Below are 16,207 nucleotides of genomic sequence, written 5' to 3'. Positions count from 1 at the left end.
CGGCCGAGGTGCAGTGGACTGGACCCAGTGGTCCTAGCGGTGCGGCGGCGCTCTCCGCGTTCATCGCGCCTCTGCGCGACGACGAGGCCGATGGGCATCGACCGGAGATCTGGTTCGGGACGTCGGGAAGCTGGTGCGAGCTGGACCTCGCGCAGCTGGGGTCGGTCATCCGAGAGCTGGAGGAGTACACCGTCGTCCTGCATGCTCTGCAGCACCGCTATGCGGCTGTACTCGCCGGCACGGACTTGACGAGCGCTCCCATCGGCGACCCGGCCCCAAGCCACCCGGTGGAGATCACCGCCCCCTGCCCTGCTTGGTGCAAGTACCGAGCGGAAGGGCACGGCTCGGACTGTCTGCAGGACCGCTACCACTGCGGGGAGGAACGCTCCGTAGAGCTGAGCCTGCAACATCCGGAGAAGGGCCCAGACGGGGCGATCCTGCCTGAACGTGTGGAAGTACACCTGGAACAGCTGGCGTACGGGCGCCTTCCCGCCCTTGCTCTCACCATCGACGGTAACGGCGGCGGGTTCGGGTACCTGTCGCTGACCGAGGCCAGGCAGCTCCGAGCCGACCTCGGTGAGCTCATCTCGGTAGCGGAAGAGTGCGCCACCCCGGACGCCCTGCCATTGTTCGAAACGGTGACGGCTCACATGGGGGCGAACGTGGTCGAAGACCCGCGGCTCGACCCTCGCTCTACGGGGTACGCGGTGGGAGACAGCAGTCCCGGCGGCGGCAAGCTGTGGGTCTGCGTTCCCGCGGGACTGTCAGAGGAGCTACGGGAGCAGACGGTCAGGAACTTGCTGGCCGGCGCGACAGACCGGCATCGAAGGGAATTGTGGGAAGGCGATTCCTCCCTGTTCGTCAGCGGTGACCGAGCAGCCTGGGCGGAAGCCTGCAAGCGAATCGCGGCCTGAAAGCCACCCCGGTCCGGCGGGCAGGCCCCTGCCCGCCGGAGCAGGCTTGGCCGTGCCGGTAGCAGCCCTGGCGGCAAGAGACGCCGGGCGGTCACACGCCGTCGTACACCCAGGCGCGGCCTGACTGGCGGTACTCCTCCACGGGGATCGGGTCGACCCCGGCCCTCATGCGGGCGGTGTACAGCAGCCCGTCGAGGTGGTCGATCTCGTGGTGGATGAGGCGGGCGAGGCCGCGCTCGTACACGGTGGTCACGGTTTCGCCGGTCAGGTTCGTGGTCTCGACGGTGATCTGCAGGGGGCGGGGGACGAGGCCGCGGACGTCGAAGAAGCTCAGGCAGCCCTCGTACTGCTCGTCCGCGTCGTCGGAGCGGTCAGTGATCCGCGGGTTGAGCAGGGTGATCGCCGGGGCATCACCGGGCGGCTGGACGACGGCGGCGGCACGACCGATGCCGATCTGCGGGGCGGCGATGCCCATGCCTTTGGCGAAGGGGTGCACCTGACCGATCCGCTCCATCGCGGCGAAGAGCTCGTCGGTGATGCGCTCGGCCTCGCCGCGCTCGGCGGGCAGGGTGAACGCGCGGGCTGGGTCGGCGAGAATGCCGGCGCCGAGCTGGACGACTCCAAGGTCTCGCATCTGCTGGCTGGGCCGCGCCTCAATCACCTGAAGTCCCCTTGCTCCGCGTTGTGTTCGGGTCGTGCCCTGAACCTCCACTCAAGACGGTACCGAGCGTGGAGTGCGGGGGTGGTCGTGATCCATGTGAATTGCCGTAGTTCACCGTCATCGCTGAGGACGGGAGGGGTCCGCAGCGGGGAGGCTTCGGCGGTCATGGAGGTCTCAGTGCCCCACACAACCGGATCAAGGGCGGCAGGGAAGGCAAGCTGGACTTCCAGTTGTTCGGTGGGCAGGCGCACGGCCCGCTGGAACCAGTTCCCCCACTTCTCGTCACCGACGGTGTACGCGTACTCGATCCACACCGATTCGCCCGGGTAGAGCGGGAAGCGGCCGTGCTCGTTTTCGAACAGCAGCCAGACCTCCTTGAAGGCGTCACGGTCGTGCTTGGCCTGCCACCGCATCATCTCGCCCCGGCAGGTGGCTGTGAGGTCGAGTTCGTCCCAGGTCAGCGGATGGGCCCGGTAGTGCGCGTTGGACTGCTCCGGGTCCCCGGGGTAGCGGTCGACGGAGATGCGGATCAGGTAACGGGTCACGGGTTCCTCGCCGGTGTTCCGCAGCAGCCGCCGCATCGTGAGCCGGTACGAGCGTCCGTCGTACTGGAGCCGGGCGGCGTCGTGTTCAACGACAAGCGCGGAGCCGGTGGCGTACGGCTGCTCGGGCCTGCGCGGGGGCGGCGGGGCCACGGCCGGGCGCCGGGATCTCGTTCGGGCCTGCTCGTAGTCGCACCAGCGCCGCCAGATCGCCTTCCCGGCGTTCAGCGTCTCTTCGGCAAGCCGGGCAAACTCCTCGCTGGGCTTGTGGCGGCCGGACTCCATGTGGCTGACGTACGACGGGTCAAAGCCCATGGCCAGCGCTAATGCCCGCTTGGACATGCCGCGTACGTCCCGCCACCGCGCGACCTCGGCCGCGAAGTCCTCGGCCGCCTGCTCGACGGTGATCTCTTCGCTGTGCGCGTCCATCGAAGCCCCGCCCCGCGTCACTTGTTGGTGAGCATGAATGAACCGTGAGTGATCCAAGTTCACCATCCCGTCACGGCCTGCGTCGCCGTTTTGCTTCCCTCAGCGGCCCGGATCGACCCCCGGGCGGATGAGGGAGGCGACGCATCATGCGCGTGCTGTACCTGCTGAACATCTCCAACCCCGACCGGCTGTCCGCGGATTCGGGGTGGATCTTCGCGGACCTGCTCGCCCCGGCCCTGGCCGACGCCGGGGCCGAGGTGACCGTTGCGGCCCCGGCTGCGGCCGGGGATGCCCGGTGCGGCTTCCACCAGATCAAGGTGCCGGGGACGAAGTACCGGGCCCGGTTCTCGGCGGACATCGACGAGCTGGTGGCGCTGATCCGGGCCGAGAAGCCGGATGTGGTGGTGGTCAACCAGGTCGAGGAGGCCCCGGCTATCCGTACGGCCCTGCTGGAGGCCGGATCGAACGCGCTGCTGGCCGGGTACTGCCACTACCTGCCGTTCTCCTTCACCGGCGGCGGCCAGCTCATGCTCGACCCGTCCCTGAACGACGCGGGGCTCGGGCGGCCGGTGCTGCTCGCGTTCGCCGCCGGCCTCGCCGCCTGCGACCGCGTGATGGCCCACTCCGCCACGGCTGCCTCCTGGGTATCGGCCGCCGCCGCCCGGATGACCGTAGACCTCGGCGAGAAGCTGCGGGTGGTACCCGCCCCGCGCGACGAACGCCTGGTTCGCGACCCAGCCACCACCCGGCCCGCCTCCGGCACGGCGATCGGTGTCTACAACCATCGGCTGTACGCGCACTACGGCACCGGGCAGTTCGTGGACCTCGCCCGCGGCCTGGTCGCATCCGGCACGGTACGGCTTCGGGTCATGGACCTGTTCGGCCGGCGCCGGGCGGAGCGCAAGGGCCTGGACGACAGCCCCGAGAGGATGCGGGACCAGCTCGCCGAGCTGCCGCACGTCCAAGTCGTCTCCGATCGCGGCGACAGGGTCCGCTACAAGAACCTGCTGACCGGTGCCCGCTTCGGCATCGCCCCCTTCCGGCAGGGCTGCCCCTGGTCGATGAGCGTGATCGACTGCCAGGGCATGGGCCTGCCGGTCATCGCCCCGCGTCTGGGCTGGCTCGCCGAGCACATCGACCCCGAGCTGTGCTTCGCTACCCCGGCCGAGGCCGTCGCCCTGGCCGAGCGCCTGGCCACGGACGACGAGTTCCATGCCGTCCACGCAAAGCGCGCCCACGCCTCCACCGCCGCCTTCACCCCCGCCCTGGTCGCTGCCCGCTACTTGGAGGCGATCTCGTGACCAGCTTCGATGCCGTCTTCCTGTCGTACGACGAGCCGATGGCCAACTCCCTGCACTCCCGTCTCCAGCGGACGCTCGGCGGCACGGTCAAGCGGCTGCACGGTGTGCACGGGATGCGCCGGGCCTACCGGTTGTGTGCCGAGGTCGTCGAGCGCGAGCAGTTCTTCCTCGCCGACGGCGACTTCGCCATCGACACCGACTTCGATGTGGCCGCTGTCGAGCCGCTGGACGAGGGCATCTCCATGCGGGTGTGGCGGGCGGTCAACCCGGTCAACGGCCTGACCTACGGCAACGGCGGGCTGAAGCTGATCCGTCGCAGTGCCCTGCGGGAGATGGGCGAGGCCGTAGACGTGCTGGCCGCTCTGCCGGGACGCATCGAGTTCGCCCAGGAGACCGCCGGGATCACCAGGTTCAACCAGAGCCCCTTCCACGCCTGGAAGGCCGGTTTCCGCGAGTGTGCGATGCTTTCGCGCGGCAGCGAGTACGGCATGACCGACGTCGACGCCCATAAGCGCGTCGAGGCATGGACGCTCAGCCGCAGCGGCGAGTTCGCCGTCTACGCCGCAGCCGGAGCCCGTGAAGGCGTCACCTTCGCCCGCCAGACCCCGCGCGATCCGCAGCAGTTCGATCACCTCAACAGTCCCATCTGGCTGCGGAAGAGGTTCACCGCCGCCCACGGTGACCAGGCGGTCTCCGGATGACCGGCCCGCTCGTGCTCATCGAGCCGTACGCGAACCGCCTGGGCGGGCACCATCAGCGCACGCTGGTGGCCCTCGCCCAAGCCCGTCCCGGCAGCCTGGTCATCGCCCCGCGCGGACTCGCCCGAGACGCGGTGGCGGCCCTGCGCGAGGCGGGGGCCCGGCTGGCGACCGTGCCGGCCGTGCGGCGGGCGGCCGTGCTGCTGGCCGCCGCCCGGCTCGCAGCCGGGCTGTCGGCCGCCGGGCAGCGGTTCTTCCGGTCGCGCCGCTGGCCCCGCCGCCTGCGGCGGCTGCCGCACCAGATCACATTGATCGCCCGCTGCCTGACCGAGGCATCCGCCTTGCGGTCCGCCCGCCGCCTGGAGCCCGGCGCCGACGCAGTGGTGATCCTCACCGCGAGCGATGCCCTGCACGGGGCCGCCGCCCTCCTCGGCGGCCAGCCGCACCTTCGGTTCGTCCACGAGGCCGTGACCACCGAGAACGCCGTCGTGAGGCTGCTTGGCCGGCTCGCTCGCCGGGGCGAGCAACGGGTGATCGCGGTGTACCCGACTCAGGCCGTCGGCGATCAGTTCGCCGCGGCCTTCCCTCGCCTGCCAGCAGTGGTGCGAGCCTTCGCGGTCGACGACGGCCGCCGCCTGACCGACGCTGAACGCGACGGCGGCCGGACGGCGTTCGGCATTCCCGCCGCCGAAGCCGCGGTGTGTCTAGTGGGCGGCTGGTGGCCTTACAAGGACATCGACGTCATCGACGCCGCCCTGGTGCGGCTGAAGGAGCCCCTGCACCTGGTGGTGGCGGGCGATCCGCTCGACGAAGCCGTACTCGAGCGGTGGCGGGCCCAGCCCTACCTTCGTCTGCACACCGTGCCCGGTCCCGTCGCGGAAAGCGTGCTGCGGCTGGTCTACGGCGCCGCCGACGCTGCCCTGGTCGCCCGCCGCCCCGCAGTCGGCAAGGAATCCGGGCTTGTGATGGACGCCGTCCGCCTCGGCGTCCCCCTCATCGTCTCCGACCACGACCCCGTCCTCACCGGCCGTCTGCGCGGCCAACCCTGGTCCCTGACGTTCACCGCCGGCGACCCGGACGGTCTCGCCGCTGCCCTGCACGCCGTCATCTGCCAGCCGCCCAAGCCGCCGGGCTCCGAGGCACCCGGCCTGGTCGGGTTGTGGACGGCCGCCGAGCAAGCCGACTTCCTCACCCGAACCTTCACCACGCTCACGGCCAAGGAGTCCTGATGCTGAGCACGCCTCCCGCCCTGATCGCCGTCATCGGCCCCATCGAGCCTGCCCTGCTGGCCGCCTGGGTCCGCCACTACCGGTGGCTCGGCGTCGAGCGGTTCCTGATCGCCTTCCATTTCCCCGACCACGTCCCCGACACCCAGCGGCACGAGCTCCAGACCGCCTGCCGCGAACTCGGCATCATCCCCACCGGCACCAGCACCGGCCCCTGGCACGAGCACACCAACACCCAGCTCCGCGACTCCCTGCGACACCAGGCCGGTCCCGGCTGGCACCTGCTCGCCGATGCTGACGAGTTCCAGCAGTACCCCGCGCCGCTCCACGAGGTGATCGCCCAGGCCGAGAAGACCGGACACCGGGTGGTCGGCGGGCTGATGCTCGACCGCGTCGCCGCCAGTGGACGCCTGACCGGCTGGAGGCCCGAGGACGGCCTCGACCTGGCCTATCCTCTCGGCGGCCACCTCACCCACCGGCTCCTGCACGGCGACCCGAGAAAGATCGTCCTCGCCCGCCACGACGCCACCGTCTCCTCCGGCAACCACCGCTCCCCCGGCCACCGGCCGAACGCGGACTGCATCTGTGCGGTTCACCATTTCAAGTGGCGCTCGGGCGTTCTCGACGACCTCCGCCGCCGGGTGGAGCACTTCACCTCCGGCACCTGGCAGCAACACACCCCGGCCGTCCGCGACGAGGCGGGCCGCCTGCTGGCCCACGTCGGCCAGCACGGAGGCGTGATCAACACCAGCGATCCGCGGTTCGCCTTCCGCCGGGTCAGCCTGGACCGGATGCCCTTCGGCTGGCCCTCCGAGGCCCGCAACATCTTCACCACCTGGCGTCCCCACGCTCACAGCGGCCAGGATTGACAGGCAGCACTCGCGCTCGCGGACACCATGTCGCGAAAGGATGACCACGTGCCCCTCGCCGTACTGCTGGTCGGCCTCACCGGCTCCGGGAAGACCACGGTCGCCCAGGCCCTGGCCGACCGCGGCTACCTCCGGCTGTCCGTGGACGAGGAGGTCCACCGACTCCACGGCCGGTACGGCGTGGACTACCCCGAGCACACCTACTTCGAGCGGGAACGACCCGTGGTCGAAGCGATCCGGGACCGGTTCACCAAGGAGATCGAGGCCGGGAAGGACGTCGTCCTGGACCACGGCCTGTGGCGCCGCAGCGAGCGCGATGTCTGGCGGCAGGCCGCCCACGAAGCGGGCGGCCTGCCGGTGGTGGTCCACCTCCCCGCCGACCGCGAAGAGCTGCTGCGGCGCCTGGCCGAACGCAACCAACGCGAGGACGCCAACGCGCTGACCGTCTCTCCCGAAGCCCTGGACGACTTCTTCGCCCGCTTCGATGCCCCGGCCGACGACGAGGACGTGATCCCCTACACCGGGGACCTGGACGTGCTCGTGACGGCCCTCACCGAGGCCCGAGGGCGGTAAGGCGGGGCCTCGAGCCCGGTGCCGTCAGCTGCACAACCGGGTCGCGTCGGCGCGTGTCCCCTCGTACGGCAGGTGCGTGCGCGGCGTGGCCGCGACTGCTTGTCGGACCGTCAAGCGAATCTGCAGGCGCTTGTGGCGCATGCCATCTGAAATGCGTCTCGCCATTCAGGCGGCAGCCTGTCTGCATGAGGCAGCTGGTGCGCCCCGGGGCCTCCGGCCGGGGCATAGCCCGGAGCTGGGGCACGCAAGTGACAGGGGACCAGTGACCGGCCCGGACAACAACAAAGCCCCGGGCCGATGGCCTGGGGCTTCACTTTGGAGCGGGTGACGGGAATCGAACCCGCGCTCTGAGCTTGGGAAGCTCATGTTCTACCATTAAACTACACCCGCGTAATACGGACCGGTGATCCGGTGTCGTACCGCCGCTCACTGTACCCCATCCGCGGGCGCCCGGTGTATCGCGGCGCGGGGGTCTCGTGTCCGGTGGGGGAGTGATCCGGGCGCGGGCGGCGGGAGTTGGGGCGTACGGGGGCGAGGCGGAGTGCCGCCTGGAGTGGCGTCCCGTAGATCCCCTAATGTGGCGGTCTCGTCCGCGCCGCGCTGGGGAAGGGACCCGATGGACTCCAGGACCGTCGTCCGCTGTGCCGAGGGGCACGTGTTCAGTACCGCCTCGTTCCCGATGCAGCAGCTCGCGGCCGGGCGGATCGGGCCCGGGCGGTTGCTGCGGTGTCCGCGGTGCGCACGGTTGCGGCGGGCCGTGCCCGTGGGGAGCTCGGGGCGGTAGCGGCGGCGGGACGTCCGATTGGGGCGGGCCCGGGCGCTCTGCGTATCCTCGGGACGTGCTTCTCTCAGACAAGGACATCCGGGCCGAGATCGACGCCGGGCGGGTCCGCATCGACCCGTACGACGACTCCATGGTGCAGCCCTCGAGCATCGACGTGCGGCTGGACCGCTACTTCCGGGTGTTCGAGAACCACCGCTACCCGCACATCGACCCCGCGGTCGAGCAGGCCGACCTGACGCGGCTGATCGAGCCGCCGGGCGACGAGGCGTTCATCCTGCACCCGGGCGAGTTCGTGCTGGCGTCGACGTACGAGGTGATCAGCCTCCCCGACGACATCGCCTCCCGGCTGGAGGGCAAGAGCTCGCTGGGGCGGCTCGGGCTGGTGACCCACTCGACCGCCGGGTTCATCGACCCGGGCTTCTCGGGGCACGTCACGCTGGAGCTGTCGAACCTCGCCACGCTGCCGATCAAGCTCTGGCCGGGCATGAAGATCGGGCAGCTGTGCATGTTCCGGCTCAGCTCGCCGGCGGAGTTCCCGTACGGGAGTGAGCGCTACGGATCGCGGTACCAGGGCCAGCGGGGGCCGACCGCCTCGCGGTCCTTCCAGAACTTTCATCGGACGCAGGTGTGAGCATGAGTGACGTACGGGAGAACCTGACCTACGACCGGTTCGGGAAGGCGATCCGGGAGCTCGCGCAGACCATCGCGGACGACGGGTACGAGCCCGACATCGTGCTGAGCATCGCGCGCGGCGGCGTGTTCGTCGCCGGCGGCCTGGCGTACGCCCTGGACTGCAAGAACATCCACCTGGTCAACGTCGAGTTCTACACCGGCGTCGGGACCACCCTGGAGATGCCGGTCATGCTGGCGCCGGTGCCCAACGCGATCGACTTCAGCGACAAGAAGGTGCTGATCGCCGACGACGTCGCCGACACCGGCAAGACGCTGAAGCTGGTGCACGACTTCTGCCTCGGCAATGTCGCCGAGGTGCGCAGCGCCGTGATCTACGAGAAGTCGCACTCGCTGGTGAAGTGCGAGTACGTGTGGAAGCGCACCGACGAGTGGATCAACTTCCCGTGGAGCGTGGAGAAGCCCGTGGTCCAGCGTTCCGGGCAGGTCCTGGACGCCTGAGGTACGCCGAACGACACGAGAAAGGCCCCCGCACCGGACGGGGGCCTTTCTCGTACGCCCGCGCTCAGATCGTGCCGAGCTTCAGCAGCGACAGCAGCGCGACCAGCTGGATCGCGGAGGCGCCGAGCGCCTTCGGCCAGGGCAGGTCGTGCGAGGCGCGCACCATCGAGGTGAACAGCGCCGCGGCGGCCAGCCAGGACAGCCAGCCCACGACCTGGACGAAGGTGTTCTCGCCGCCCAGGAAGAGGGCGAAGAGCAGCCGCGGGGCGTCCGTCATCGACATGATCAGCATCGAGAGGCCGACCGTCGGCTGCCAGCCGCCGGTGCCGCCGAGCTGGCGGGCCAGGGTGTGGGTGACCGCGCCGAGGATCAGGCCGCCGACCACGAACATGGCGCCGGTGACCAGGACGTACGGGATGGCCGTCGACAGGGTCGCGTTGATCGCCTCGTCGCGGGCCCGGTCGAACCCGAACAGCGCGAGCAGCCCGTACAGGAAGGTGACGACCAGCGCGGGGCCCCACACGGCGTGGTCGCGCATCTGGAGGAACGTCGGGCCGGGGCGCGTCACGATGCCGCTGAGCAGCTGCTTCCAGTGCAGGCGCGGGCCCGCCGGGGCGGCGGCGCCGGCCTGGTACGTGGCGCCCTCGCCGTACGCCTCCGCCTCGTCGTGGATGCTGAACGCCCGGGTGTGGCCCGGGTTGTTCGCCGCGTACGGGTCGTGCGGATGCCCCTGCGGGTGCGGGTGCCCCTGGGCGGCATGCGGATGCCCTTGGGCGGCGTGCGGGTGCCCCTGGGCGGCGTGCGGGTGCCCGTGGGCGGGCGGGGCGGCCTGCTGGTACGGGTCGCCGAAGTACTCCGGCTCGCCGTAGGGCTGCTGCTGCCCCTGGGGCCACTGGTGCTGCTGCCCGTGCGCGTACGGGGGCGGCGCAGCGGGCCCGCCGTAGGGCGCCTGCTGCGGTTGTTGTCGCGAGGTGCGGTTGTCCCGGCCGCGTCCGATCCTGAATCCAGCCACGTCAACGAACGTACCCGGTCCCGGCGGTGTCCGTGGACGGGGCCCGGGGACCGGGCGCCATTGCTGCGGAGCTGTGACATCCCCTAGGGGCCCGTCCCGGAGGCGACGGCGGGGGTACGGGAACGGCCGGGCCGCCTCCGTGAGGCGGCCCGGCCGGGGGCCCGGGGGTGCGCGGTGCGCCGGTTACTTCACCGGCTCCGGCTCGGCGCCGGCGTCCGCGTCCTCGGCCGGGGACGCGGGGTCCGCCGGCTGCTTGACGGACTCCAGCAGCAGCTGGGCCACGTCCACGACCTGGAGGCTCTCCTTCGCCTGGCCGTCGTTCTTCTTGCCGTTCACGGAGTCCGTGAGCATCACGAGGCAGAAGGGGCAGGCGGTGGAGACGATGTCCGGGTTGAGGGACAGCGCCTCGTCGACGCGCTCGGTGTTGATGCGCTTGCCGATCCGCTCCTCCATCCACATCCGCGCGCCGCCGGCGCCGCAGCAGAAGCCCCGCTCCTTGTGGCGGTGCATCTCCTGCTGGCGCAGGCCCGGGACGGCCGACATGATCTCGCGCGGCGGCGTGTAGACCTTGTTGTGCCGGCCCAGGTAGCAGGGGTCGTGGTAGGTGATCAGCCCGTCGACGGGGGTGACCGGGGTGAGCCGGCCCTCGTCGATGAGGTGCTGGAGCAGCTGGGTGTGGTGGATGACCTCGAACTCGCCGCCCAGCTGCGGGTACTCGTTGGCGATCGTGTTGAAGCAGTGCGGGCAGGTGGCGACGATCTTCTTGGCCGACTTCGGCTTCTTCGTCGACTCGTCCTCGTCGTCCTCGCCGAACGCCATGTTCAGCATCGCCACGTTCTCCTGGCCGAGCTGCTGGAACAGCGGCTCGTTGCCCAGGCGGCGCGGCGAGTCACCGGTGCACTTCTCGTCGCCGCCCATGATCGCGAACTTCACGCCCGCGATGTGCAGCAGCTCGGCGAACGCCTTGGTGGTCTTCTTGGCCCGGTCCTCCAGGGCGCCCGCGCAGCCGACCCAGTACAGGTAGTCGACCTCGGTGAGGTCCTCGATGTCCTTGCCGACGATCGGGACCTCGAAGTCGACCTCCTTGGTCCACTCCACGCGCTGCTTCTTGGCCAGGCCCCAGGGGTTGCCCTTCTTCTCCAGGTTCTTGAGCATCGTGCCCGCCTCGGACGGGAACGCGGACTCGATCATCACCTGGTAGCGGCGCATGTCGACGATGTGGTCGATGTGCTCGATGTCGACCGGGCACTGCTCGACGCAGGCGCCGCAGGTGGTGCAGGACCACAGCACGTCCGGGTCGATGACGCCGTTCTCCTCCAGCGTGCCGATCAGCGGGCGCTCGGCCTCGGCGAGGGCGGCGGCCGGGACGTCCTTCAGCTGCTCCTCGGACGCCTTCTCGTCGCCCTCCATCGTCTTGCCGCCGCCGGCCAGCAGGTACGGCGCCTTGGCGTGCGCGTGGTCGCGCAGCGACATGATCAGCAGCTTCGGGGAGAGCGGCTTGCCGGTGTTCCAGGCGGGGCACTGCGACTGGCAGCGGCCGCACTCGGTGCAGGTGGAGAAGTCGAGGATGCCCTTCCAGGAGAACTGCTCGACCTGGGAGACACCGAAGACGGCGTCCTCGGCCGGGTCCTCCCAGTCGATCTCCTTGCCGCCGGTGGTCATCGGCTGGAGCGCGCCGAGCGCGGTCTCGCCGGTGGCGTTGCGCTTGAACCAGATGTTCGGGAAGGCGAGGAAGCGGTGCCAGGCCACACCCATGTTGATGTTGAGCGACACCGTGATCATCCAGATCATGGTGGTGCTCAGCTTGATCATGGCGAAGAGGTAGACCAGGTTCTGCAGCGCGGCGACGCTCAGCCCCTTGAAGGCCAGGACCAGGGGGTACGAGGCGAAGTACGCGGCCTCGTAGTGGTCGACGTGGTGCAGGGCGCCCTCGAGGCCGCGCAGCACGTAGATGGCGAGGCCGATGGTGAGGATGACGTACTCGACGAAGTACGCCTGGCCCATCTTCGAGCCGGCGAACCGGGACTTGCGGCCCGGGCGCGAGGGCAGGTTCAGCAGCCGGATCACCATGAGCGTGGCGATGCCGAGGGTGGTCATCGCGCCGATGAACTCGATGTAGAGCTCGTACGGCAGGAAGCCGCCGATCACCGGCAGCGTCCAGTCGGCCTGGAAGAGCTGGCCGTACGCGGTGACGATGGTCGGCGGCAGCGTCAGGAAGCCGACCGCCACGAACCAGTGGGCGATGCCGACGATGCCCCAGCGGTTCATCCGCGTGTGCCCGAGGAACTCCCTGACCAGGGTGACGCTGCGCTGGTAGGGGTTGTCGGTGCGGGCGCCGGCGGGGACCGGCTGGCCCAGCTTGAAGTAGCGGACGAACTGGCCGATGGCGCGGGCGAGCAGCGCAACGCCGACCACGGTCAGGGTCAGCGACACAATGATCGCGGCGAGTTGCATGGAGGCTCCTCGGGCCTGCGAGGGTGGGAAGGCTCAGGTACTACTACTAAGCGGTAACTTATTCAGTCCGTGCTGAGCGTACCCACTTATTCCGCCGCACTGTAGCCGCGGCCGCGGTGATCTGCGTCGCTGAGGTGAGCCTGACCCGACACGGTCCGTACGCTGCGCAGCAGCAGCGCGAGGTCCAGCCCGAGCCACTGGTGCTCGACGTAGTGCTGGTCCAGGAGCAGCGGCTCGTCCCACGGCAGGGTGGAGCCGCGCCGGGTCTGGGCCAGGCCGGTCAGGCCCGGTCTGACGCTCCGGCGCCAGGGGGCGGCCCCCGCCGGGTCGCCGGCCGGGAGGGGCGCGGGGCCCACGAGCGCCATCTCGCCGCGCAGGACGTGCGGCAGCCGGGAGAGCACGTCCAGCCGGAAGCGGCGGACGGGCAGGTGGCGCAGCGTGAAGGGCCGCCCGCCCAGGCCGCCGCACGTCTCGCGGACGAACACTCCGCCGGGCGGCCGTCTCAGGGCCGTGACGGCGGTGGCCGCGAGCAGCAGCGGGGCGGCCAGGGCCAGCAGGACCGACCCCAGGGCGACGTCCAGCACCCGCTGCGGATGCGGGGAGCGGACCCGCCCCACCAGCGGCGGGCGCCCCACGAGCGGCGGGCGCCCCGCGCGCGGCGGGTGTCCCGTACGTGACGGGCGTCCCGCGCGGGGCAGGCCCAGGCGCGGCAGCCGGACCTGGGGCAGCCGCACGCGCGGCAGACGGAGGTGTGGGGAGCGGGAGCGGGGGGAGGGGCGCATGGGCATCCACCTGACGAGTTCGCGGCCGGTGCCGATGAATGCGGCTTTTCGCACCTTTTGGCACGTTCTTCAAACGATCGCACGGGTGTGTGTGAGTCGGTAGTGCTTCGTGGGTATGCGGCGGGTCGTGGCCCAGGGACGGCCGGGAGGCCGGGCGGCGCCTGACAGGCGGCCCACCAGTGAAGTTGAGCCCCGCCGACTCAAGTCTGTTGACTCATGTCGGGCTGTCGTGCATCCTTGAGCCTGTTCCACTCAAGTCAGCTGGAGGAATCGAAATGGCACGTGCGGTCGGCATCGACCTGGGCACGACTAACTCCGTCGTCAGCGTTCTGGAAGGCGGCGAGCCCACCGTCATCACCAACGCCGAGGGCGCCAGGACCACGCCGTCCGTCGTCGCCTTCGCCAAGAACGGCGAGGTGCTCGTCGGCGAGGTGGCCAAGCGCCAGGCGGTCACCAACGTCGACAGGACCATCCGCTCCGTCAAGCGCCACATGGGCACGGACTGGAAGATCGAGCTCGACGGGAAGAACTTCAACCCGCAGCAGATCAGCGCCTTCATCCTCCAGAAGCTGAAGCGCGACGCCGAGTCCTACCTGGGCGAGAAGGTGACCGACGCGGTCATCACCGTCCCGGCGTACTTCAACGACTCGGAGCGCCAGGCCACCAAGGAGGCCGGTGAGATCGCGGGCCTCAACGTCCTGCGCATCGTCAACGAGCCGACGGCCGCCGCTCTCGCGTACGGCCTGGACAAGGACGACCAGACCATCCTGGTCTTCGACCTCGGTGGCGGCACCTTCGACGTCTCGCTGCTGGAGATCGGCGACGGCGTCGTCGAGGTGAAGGCCACCAACGGCGACAACCACCTCGGTGGTGACGACTGGGACCAGCGCGTCGTCGACTACCTGGTCAAGCAGTTCCAGTCCGGCCACGGCGTGGACCTGTCCAAGGACAAGATGGCCCTCCAGCGCCTCCGCGAGGCCGCCGAGAAGGCCAAGATCGAGCTGTCCTCGTCCACCGAGACCTCGATCAACCTGCCCTACATCACGGCGTCCGCCGAGGGCCCGCTGCACCTGGACGAGAAGCTCACCCGCGCCCAGTTCCAGCAGCTGACCGCGGACCTGCTGGAGCGCTGCAAGACCCCGTTCCACAACGTGATCAAGGACGCGGGCATCCAGCTCTCCGAGATCGACCACGTCGTCCTCGTCGGTGGCTCCACCCGTATGCCCGCCGTCGCCGAGCTCGTCAAGGAGCTGACCGGCGGCAAGGAGGCCAACAAGGGTGTGAACCCGGACGAGGTCGTCGCCATCGGCGCCTCGCTCCAGGCCGGTGTCCTCAAGGGCGAGGTCAAGGACGTCCTGCTGCTCGACGTCACCCCGCTGTCCCTCGGCATCGAGACCAAGGGCGGCATCATGACCAAGCTGATCGAGCGCAACACCACGATCCCCACGAAGCGCTCCGAGATCTTCACCACGGCCGAGGACAACCAGCCGTCGGTGCAGATCCAGGTGTACCAGGGCGAGCGCGAGATCGCGGCGTACAACAAGAAGCTCGGGATGTTCGAGCTGACCGGCCTCCCGCCGGCCCCGCGCGGCGTCCCGCAGATCGAGGTCTCCTTCGACATCGACGCCAACGGCATCATGCACGTGACCGCCAAGGACCTGGGCACGGGCAAGGAGCAGAAGATGACCGTCACCGGCGGCTCCTCGCTGCCGAAGGACGAGGTCGACCGGATGCGTGAGGAGGCCGAGCGGTACGCGGAGGAGGACCACAAGCGCCGCGAGGCCGCCGAGACCCGCAACCAGGGCGAGCAGCTCGTCTACCAGACCGAGAAGTTCCTCAAGGACAACGAGGACAAGGTCCCCGGTGACGTCAAGACCGAGGTCGAGACGGCGGTGGGCGAGCTCAAGGAGAAGCTGAAGGGCGAGGACACCGCCGAGATCCGCACGGCCACCGAGAAGGTCGCGGCCGTCTCGCAGAAGCTCGGCCAGGCCATGTACGCGGACGCGCAGGCCGCGGGCGGCGCCGCCGGTGCCGGCGAGGCCCCGGGCGCCGCGGGCCAGGGTGCCGCCGCCGACGACGACGTGGTCGACGCCGAGATCGTCGACGACGAGAAGCCGAAGGGGGCCGCATGACGGAGGAGACCCCGGGCTTCGAGGAGAAGCCCGACGTCCCCTCCGGCGCCACGCCCGACGACGCCGCCGAGCCCGCCGGAGCCACTCCTTCCGCGAACACCGCGGAGGAGGGCCCGGCGGCCCCGGCAGGGGACGCGACCGCACAGACCGCCGGCCTGACGGCCCAGCTGGACCAGACCCGCACCGCGCTCGGCGAGCGCACCGCGGACCTCCAGCGGCTCCAGGCCGAGTACCAGAACTACCGCCGCCGGGTCGAGCGCGACCGGGTCACGGTCAAGGAGATCGCCGTCGCGAACCTCCTGACCGAGCTCCTGCCGGTGCTCGACGACATCGGCCGCGCCCGTGAGCACGGCGAGCTGGTGGGCGGCTTCAAGTCGGTGGCCGAATCGCTGGAGACGGTCGCCGCCAAGATGGGCCTCCAGCAGTTCGGCAAGGAGGGCGAGCCCTTCGACCCGACGATCCACGAGGCCCTGATGCACAGCTACGCGCCGGACGTCACCGAGACGACCTGCGTCGCGATCCTCCAGCCGGGGTACCGCATCGGCGAGCGGACCATCAGGCCCGCCCGCGTCGCGGTGGCCGAGCCCCAGCCCGGGGCCGCGCCGGCCGCCCAGGCCGGCGGCGCGCCCCAGGACCAGGAGGAGCAGCAGAAGGCGGCCGACGAGGAGAGCGGTGGCCCCGAGGAGGGCTGACGCGGTG

Annotated in this window: 15 protein-coding genes and 1 tRNA gene; 10 read left to right on the top strand and 6 right to left on the bottom strand. The window is 70.3% G+C overall.

Annotation, left to right across the window (positions count from 1 at the left end; all coding sequences use genetic code 11):
* The first annotated feature begins 8 nt into the window (after positions 1–8).
* A complete protein-coding gene (locus tag ACF08D_RS21315) occupies positions 9–914 on the top strand; it encodes a DUF6907 domain-containing protein (RefSeq protein WP_392224315.1) in 906 nt (301 codons plus the stop codon).
* 91 nt (positions 915–1,005) lie between these two features.
* Here the strand turns inward: ACF08D_RS21315 and ACF08D_RS21310 are convergent, their stop codons facing one another.
* A complete protein-coding gene (locus ACF08D_RS21310) occupies positions 1,006–1,548 on the bottom strand; it encodes a peptide deformylase (protein WP_392224314.1) in 543 nt (180 codons plus the stop codon).
* Between the two features lie 23 nt (positions 1,549–1,571).
* Positions 1,572–2,546: a multiprotein-bridging factor 1 family protein gene (locus ACF08D_RS21305; RefSeq protein ID WP_392224313.1), complete on the bottom strand. Its 975-nt coding sequence runs from the start codon at positions 2,544–2,546 to the stop codon at positions 1,572–1,574.
* A gap of 146 nt (positions 2,547–2,692) precedes the next feature.
* On the opposite strand from ACF08D_RS21305, the gene ACF08D_RS21300 reads away from it, so the two are divergent.
* Genes ACF08D_RS21300 through ACF08D_RS21280 form a run of 5 tightly spaced genes read left to right on the top strand, consistent with a single transcriptional unit; the run spans position 2,693 to position 7,213 of the window.
* On the top strand, positions 2,693–3,847 hold the full coding sequence (locus ACF08D_RS21300) for a glycosyltransferase (protein WP_392224312.1): 1,155 nt from the start codon (positions 2,693–2,695) through the stop codon (positions 3,845–3,847).
* On the top strand, positions 3,844–4,548 hold the full coding sequence (locus ACF08D_RS21295) for a hypothetical protein (RefSeq protein ID WP_392224311.1): 705 nt from the start codon (positions 3,844–3,846) through the stop codon (positions 4,546–4,548). Before ACF08D_RS21300 ends, ACF08D_RS21295 begins: the two co-directional genes overlap by 4 nt.
* Entirely contained in the window at positions 4,545–5,774 is a 1,230-nt protein-coding gene (locus ACF08D_RS21290) for a hypothetical protein (protein WP_392224310.1), read from the top strand. The genes ACF08D_RS21295 and ACF08D_RS21290 overlap by 4 nt, the downstream gene beginning before the upstream one ends.
* Positions 5,774–6,640 carry a glycosyltransferase family 2 protein gene (locus ACF08D_RS21285; protein ID WP_392224309.1) on the top strand — a complete coding sequence of 289 codons (867 nt, stop codon included), beginning with the start codon at positions 5,774–5,776 and terminating at the stop codon, positions 6,638–6,640. Before ACF08D_RS21290 ends, ACF08D_RS21285 begins: the two co-directional genes overlap by 1 nt.
* Positions 6,641–6,688: 48 nt before the next feature.
* Positions 6,689–7,213 carry an AAA family ATPase gene (locus ACF08D_RS21280; protein ID WP_392224308.1) on the top strand — a complete coding sequence of 175 codons (525 nt, stop codon included), beginning with the start codon at positions 6,689–6,691 and terminating at the stop codon, positions 7,211–7,213.
* 316 nt (positions 7,214–7,529) lie between these two features.
* Here the strand turns inward: ACF08D_RS21280 and ACF08D_RS21275 are convergent.
* Positions 7,530–7,603: transfer RNA gene (locus ACF08D_RS21275), tRNA-Gly, on the bottom strand.
* 449 nt (positions 7,604–8,052) lie between these two features.
* Here ACF08D_RS21275 and dcd point away from each other — a divergent pair.
* A complete protein-coding gene (gene dcd / locus ACF08D_RS21270) occupies positions 8,053–8,628 on the top strand; it encodes a dCTP deaminase (RefSeq protein WP_392224307.1) in 576 nt (191 codons plus the stop codon).
* Positions 8,629–8,630: 2 nt separating this feature from the next.
* Entirely contained in the window at positions 8,631–9,128 is a 498-nt protein-coding gene (locus ACF08D_RS21265) for a phosphoribosyltransferase (RefSeq protein ID WP_392224306.1), read from the top strand.
* Positions 9,129–9,192: 64 nt separating this feature from the next.
* On the opposite strand, the gene ACF08D_RS21260 is transcribed toward ACF08D_RS21265, so the two are convergent.
* The 3 genes from ACF08D_RS21260 to ACF08D_RS21250 all read right to left on the bottom strand — a co-directional run bounded on the left by ACF08D_RS21260 (position 9,193) and on the right by ACF08D_RS21250 (position 13,430).
* Positions 9,193–10,140, bottom strand: coding sequence for a Yip1 family protein (locus ACF08D_RS21260; protein WP_392224305.1), 948 nt, complete (start codon positions 10,138–10,140; stop codon positions 9,193–9,195).
* Positions 10,141–10,323: 183 nt separating this feature from the next.
* The gene (locus tag ACF08D_RS21255) at positions 10,324–12,594 is read right to left on the bottom strand and encodes a (Fe-S)-binding protein (protein WP_392224304.1); all 2,271 of its coding nucleotides are present in this window, start codon (positions 12,592–12,594) and stop codon (positions 10,324–10,326) included.
* 86 nt (positions 12,595–12,680) lie between these two features.
* The gene (locus ACF08D_RS21250; RefSeq protein ID WP_392224303.1) at positions 12,681–13,430 is read right to left on the bottom strand and encodes a sugar transferase; all 750 of its coding nucleotides are present in this window, start codon (positions 13,428–13,430) and stop codon (positions 12,681–12,683) included.
* Positions 13,431–13,651: 221 nt separating this feature from the next.
* Here ACF08D_RS21250 and dnaK point away from each other — a divergent pair, with 221 nt between their 5' ends.
* Complete coding sequence (gene dnaK / locus ACF08D_RS21245; RefSeq protein ID WP_392224302.1) at positions 13,652–15,508, top strand: molecular chaperone DnaK; 1,857 nt, start codon at positions 13,652–13,654, stop codon at positions 15,506–15,508.
* On the top strand, positions 15,505–16,200 hold the full coding sequence (gene grpE, locus ACF08D_RS21240) for a nucleotide exchange factor GrpE (protein WP_392224301.1): 696 nt from the start codon (positions 15,505–15,507) through the stop codon (positions 16,198–16,200). The genes dnaK and grpE overlap by 4 nt, the downstream gene beginning before the upstream one ends.
* The last annotated feature ends 7 nt before the right edge of the window (positions 16,201–16,207 follow it).

This window comes from Streptomyces sp. NPDC015131 (genome assembly GCF_043079975.1).
Lineage (GTDB): Bacteria > Actinomycetota > Actinomycetes > Streptomycetales > Streptomycetaceae > Streptomyces.
The sequence above is the reverse complement of the archived record's forward strand: the minus strand, read 5'-3'. Positions and strand labels throughout refer to the sequence as shown.

Excerpts from the sequence above, each read along its gene's own strand:
- ACF08D_RS21310 (WP_392224314.1), bottom strand. The coding sequence starts at position 1,548 with ATGCGAGACCTTGGAGTCGTCCAGCTCGGCGCCGGCATTCTCGCCGAC.
- ACF08D_RS21305 (WP_392224313.1), bottom strand. The coding sequence starts at position 2,546 with ATGGACGCGCACAGCGAAGAGATCACCGTCGAGCAGGCGGCCGAGGAC.
- ACF08D_RS21300 (WP_392224312.1), top strand. The coding sequence starts at position 2,693 with ATGCGCGTGCTGTACCTGCTGAACATCTCCAACCCCGACCGGCTGTCC.
- ACF08D_RS21290 (WP_392224310.1), top strand. The coding sequence starts at position 4,545 with ATGACCGGCCCGCTCGTGCTCATCGAGCCGTACGCGAACCGCCTGGGC.
- ACF08D_RS21285 (WP_392224309.1), top strand. The coding sequence starts at position 5,774 with ATGCTGAGCACGCCTCCCGCCCTGATCGCCGTCATCGGCCCCATCGAG.
- ACF08D_RS21265 (WP_392224306.1), top strand. The coding sequence starts at position 8,631 with ATGAGTGACGTACGGGAGAACCTGACCTACGACCGGTTCGGGAAGGCG.
- ACF08D_RS21255 (WP_392224304.1), bottom strand. The coding sequence starts at position 12,594 with ATGCAACTCGCCGCGATCATTGTGTCGCTGACCCTGACCGTGGTCGGC.
- dnaK (WP_392224302.1), top strand. The coding sequence starts at position 13,652 with ATGGCACGTGCGGTCGGCATCGACCTGGGCACGACTAACTCCGTCGTC.
- grpE (WP_392224301.1), top strand. The coding sequence starts at position 15,505 with ATGACGGAGGAGACCCCGGGCTTCGAGGAGAAGCCCGACGTCCCCTCC.